Source organism: Flavobacterium sp. (assembly GCF_044368625.1).
Taxonomy (GTDB): Bacteria; Bacteroidota; Bacteroidia; order Flavobacteriales; family Flavobacteriaceae; genus Flavobacterium.
In genome coordinates this window covers 1-3,924 of record NZ_JBIPPD010000260.1, presented here as the reverse complement: position 1 = coordinate 3,924, position 3,924 = coordinate 1, and the positions used below count along the sequence as shown (strand labels likewise).

5 protein-coding genes are annotated in these 3,924 nt (G+C 34.8%); 1 reads left to right on the top strand and 4 read right to left on the bottom strand.

The window, feature by feature from the left end:
- Positions 1 to 89: 89 nt before the first annotated feature.
- From ACIQ2X_RS14465 to ACIQ2X_RS14455, 3 genes are read right to left on the bottom strand one after another with little or no spacing between them, the layout of a single operon-like run.
- Positions 90 to 422 carry a T9SS type A sorting domain-containing protein gene (locus tag ACIQ2X_RS14465; RefSeq protein ID WP_396179658.1) on the bottom strand — a complete coding sequence of 111 codons (333 nt, stop codon included), beginning with the start codon at positions 420 to 422 and terminating at the stop codon, positions 90 to 92.
- A gap of 36 nt (positions 423 to 458) precedes the next feature.
- Complete coding sequence (locus ACIQ2X_RS14460) at positions 459 to 650, bottom strand: hypothetical protein (RefSeq protein ID WP_396179657.1); 192 nt, start codon at positions 648 to 650, stop codon at positions 459 to 461.
- Positions 651 to 668: 18 nt separating this feature from the next.
- Entirely contained in the window at positions 669 to 995 is a 327-nt protein-coding gene (locus tag ACIQ2X_RS14455) for a hypothetical protein (protein WP_396179656.1), read from the bottom strand.
- A gap of 301 nt (positions 996 to 1,296) precedes the next feature.
- Between ACIQ2X_RS14455 and metK the strand changes: the two genes are divergently transcribed.
- Positions 1,297 to 2,547, top strand: a complete 1,251-nt coding sequence (gene metK, locus ACIQ2X_RS14450; RefSeq protein WP_396179655.1) for a methionine adenosyltransferase — start codon at positions 1,297 to 1,299, stop codon at positions 2,545 to 2,547.
- Positions 2,548 to 2,873: 326 nt separating this feature from the next.
- On the opposite strand, the gene ACIQ2X_RS14445 is transcribed toward metK, so the two are convergent.
- Positions 2,874 to 3,924: T9SS type A sorting domain-containing protein (locus tag ACIQ2X_RS14445; protein WP_396179654.1), on the bottom strand; the 1,051-nt coding region annotated here is incomplete at its 5' end.

Below are 3,924 nucleotides of genomic sequence, written 5' to 3'. Positions count from 1 at the left end.
TATTTGAATTTTGCAACTCAAAATTACGGTATTTTTAAGAAGCCATTAATTTGGCTTCTTTTTTTATCGGACAACAATGATAATGTATCTTATTGCTTCACAAACTTTGTAATTCCAACTCCTTCTGTAGTAGTTACATTCAAGAAGTAAACTCCAGCTGACAAATCTCCGACATTGATAGCATTTAAAGAGGAACTAATTTGTTTTACAATTCTGCCATTTACATCGGAAATAGTAGATTTTGTAATTTCAAGATTATTAACGTTTGAAATATTTATCACATCCGTTGCAGGATTTGGATAGACTGCAAAATTAGATTTTGAGAAATTTTCATTATTTAAAGTACCTGTAGTGGTCACCTTAAAATCATCTACTGCAAAACCATATTGGTCATCAGATACACAATTAATTGAAAAATACACTGCTTGACCATTGAAAGAAGCTGGAACAGCATAAGTTTACAGAGTCCAAGTTGCTGTTGCAGGAGTGGTAACAAAACTACCTGTTGATAACAAAGTTACATTTGATGTGGTATTTCCAGAAGAAATTCCAATTTTAAATTTCTCTGCACCATACTGTGTATCACAAGATTTTGCCCAAAAAGTCAATACGTTCCCTGATGACCCCAAAGTCATTTGAGGAGAAATCAACCAATCATTATTTAAAGCTTATGGTGTTGGCGTATTTTGAGATGCAATACACATCATCATTTTATTCCCAGTTCTTGCAGTCCAATTGCTGGTGGCAGTTGGCACTAAAGGAGGTGTAGTTGTGGTAGCATTAAAAACCATAAACGATCTAACGGCTTCGTTATTTGGAAAAGTTGTAGTTCCAATAAAGTATGGATTTTTTAAGTCCACGTCGATAAGTGTCCATGACCCTACATTTGTAATGGCAAAATCGGTGTAGGTATCAAACGAATCTTCAAAAATTGTGGTTTGAGCACTCAAACCCATTGCCGAAAGAAGCAATAACGAAAGTAAAGTTTTTTTCATAACGTAAGTATTTAGTTTAAAACAATATAGAAAATAAGAAAACAAATATTTATAAGAACACTACATACAAAAGTAAGAAAATAATTACAAATCTCGTTTATCAAAACCACTTTAACAAAGATTTAAACAAATAAAGAATTCCTAAAAACATAATGGTTTCAAAATACATTTCCTATATTTGCAGTCTAAAATCGAGAGGAAAATTTGACTGATTGCAACCTCATTAAAAAAATGCTAAAGCAGAAACACTTCTTTAGCTCTATCTTGCAATTATTTTTTCTCTATAAAATTAAAGTAATTTATGGCTTATTTATTTACCTCAGAATCTGTTAGTGAAGGACATCCTGATAAAATTGCAGATCAAATTTCAGACGCATTAATTGATAATTTTTTAGCTTTTGACCCAAATTCCAAAGTGGCTTGTGAGACATTAGTGACTACAGGTCAAGTAATTTTGGCAGGAGAAGTGAAATCAAAGACCTATTTAGACGTTCAGGAAATCGCACGAGAAGTGATCCGGAAAATTGGATACAACAAAAGCGAATATATGTTTGATGCCAATTCTTGCGGCATTTTATCGGCTATTCATGAGCAATCGGGCGATATCAATCAAGGGGTAGATCGAACCAATCCCGAAGACCAAGGTGCTGGAGACCAAGGAATGATGTTTGGTTATGCCACCAATGAAACCGAAGATTACATGCCGTTAGCTTTGGATTTATCTCATAAATTATTACAAGAATTAGCAGTGCTCCGTCGTGAAAATAGTGCGATAACCTATTTGAGACCTGATGCTAAATCTCAAGTGACTTTGGAATACGATGACAATAACAAACCCGTGAGAATTGATGCGATTGTTATTTCTACACAACACGATGACTTTGACGAAGAGACTAAAATGTTGGCAAAAATCAAATCGGACTTGGTCAACATCTTAATTCCTCGAATTATCAAAAACAATCCACAATATGCACATCTGTTTAATGATAAAATTGAGTATCACATTAATCCTACTGGCAAATTTGTAATTGGCGGACCTCACGGTGATACTGGTTTGACAGGTAGAAAAATTATTGTGGACACGTATGGCGGAAAAGGAGCACATGGTGGTGGCGCTTTCTCTGGAAAAGACCCAAGTAAAGTGGATCGTTCTGCCGCATATGCCACACGCCATATTGCTAAAAATTTGGTTGCTGCAGGTGTAGCAGATGAAATATTGGTTCAAGTATCCTATGCTATAGGTGTTGCAAAACCAATGGGTATTTACATCAATACCTACGGTACTTCAAAACTATCTATTACAGATGGTCAAATTGCCAAAAAAGTAGAAGAATTGTTTGATATGCGACCGTATTTTATCGAGCAACGTTTGAAATTGAGAAATCCAATTTACAGCGAAACCGCAGCATACGGACATATGGGCAGAACACCAAGAACAGTGACTAAAACATTTACAAATCCGTATGGGGATACAAAAACGGTTACAGTCGACTTGTTTACATGGGAAAAATTAGATTTTGTAGATCAAGTAAAAAGTGCTTTTGGAATTTAAAAAACTTGTACAATCTAGGCTTCAATTTGGGTACTGAAACCTTTATAATTGGTAAGCAGTGCAGTTAATACAGAAAATCGGAAAGTAAATTTTCCGATTTTTTTGTACATAGTAGTTCCAAATAAAACGATATGTAAAACAATTGACACTAATTGAAGCCTTCTCATCTGGGGTAACTTTAAATATCATCTGAATTCATTTTACTCCGCTCGAGTTGTTGAGAATTAAAGTGAAATTAAAAAAAAACACTTGCAAGATTACTCTTGCAAGTGTTTTAAAAATCTATGCTTTTAACAAATTAGAAAAGCATCAAATATAGCATGTCTTTATTTAATGACAACTCTCTTCATTACAACATTATCAGCTAAATCTTGAATTCTAACAATGTATATTCCAGAAGGTAGTTGAGATACATTGATTTGCTTTTGATTTGATGAAAGAACTTTAACTCCATTGAAATTTATAAATTCAACAGATTGTATTCCTAAAGAAGTTTCAATATTCAAAATATCACTTACTGGGTTTGGATATACTACAAACTCAGCCTTTGTTTGATTTTCAGATTCAAATGTATCAGAAGATCTTCTAACAGGAATTGTATTCGGTTGTACTACTAAAGTAACGCTCTTACCAGTAAATGCCGTTTCACATCCACTATCAGACGTGATTTTAGTAATTGTAACCACTGTACCATTAGCTCCTAAACCTAAAACTGGCGTGGTAATACTAAATGTTCCAGAGTTTGTAGTAGTACCCGCTATGATTAATTCCGGGCCGTTACCGATTTTATAGGTTGCAGTTCCTGCAGTATTAGGGACTAAACCTGACAACAATATAGTCGCTGTGTTTCCTTCAAAAACAGGTGCAGCAGTTACTGTTGAAAGAGTTGGCGTAGGGTATACTACTAAACTAACTGTTTTACCAGTAAAATTGGTCGAGCAACCATTGTCAGTAGTGATGTTAGTAATTTCTATTACAACATTATTAAACCCAGCAGAAAGTACAGGTGTAGAAAAACTAAAAGTACCGTTTGCCATAGAAGTTCCCGATTGTGTTTGAGTCATTCCTCCGTTCACTTTATAAGAAGCTACAGCGGCTGTATTTGGAAGTAAACCTGACAAAACAATAGTTGCAGTATTACCTGAACAAACTGGAGTAGTTGTAACTGTTGAAAGAGTTGGGTTAGGATATACCACTAAATTGACTGTTTTACCAGTAAACATAGTTTCGCATCCAAGATCCGTTGTTATTTTAGTAACTTCAATTACTGATCCATTTGCTGCTGCAGAAAGAACTGGCGTAGAAAAACTGTAAGTCCCATCTACTGTTGATGTTCCAGACTCCGTTTGAGGCGCTCCGCCATTTACTGTATAAGTA

Bases quoted from the DNA above. Each gene is read 5' to 3' on its own strand.
- ACIQ2X_RS14455 (WP_396179656.1), bottom strand. From the start codon at position 995: ATGAAAAAAACTTTACTTTCGTTATTGCTTCTTTCGGCAATGGGTTTG.
- metK (WP_396179655.1), top strand. From the start codon at position 1,297: ATGGCTTATTTATTTACCTCAGAATCTGTTAGTGAAGGACATCCTGAT.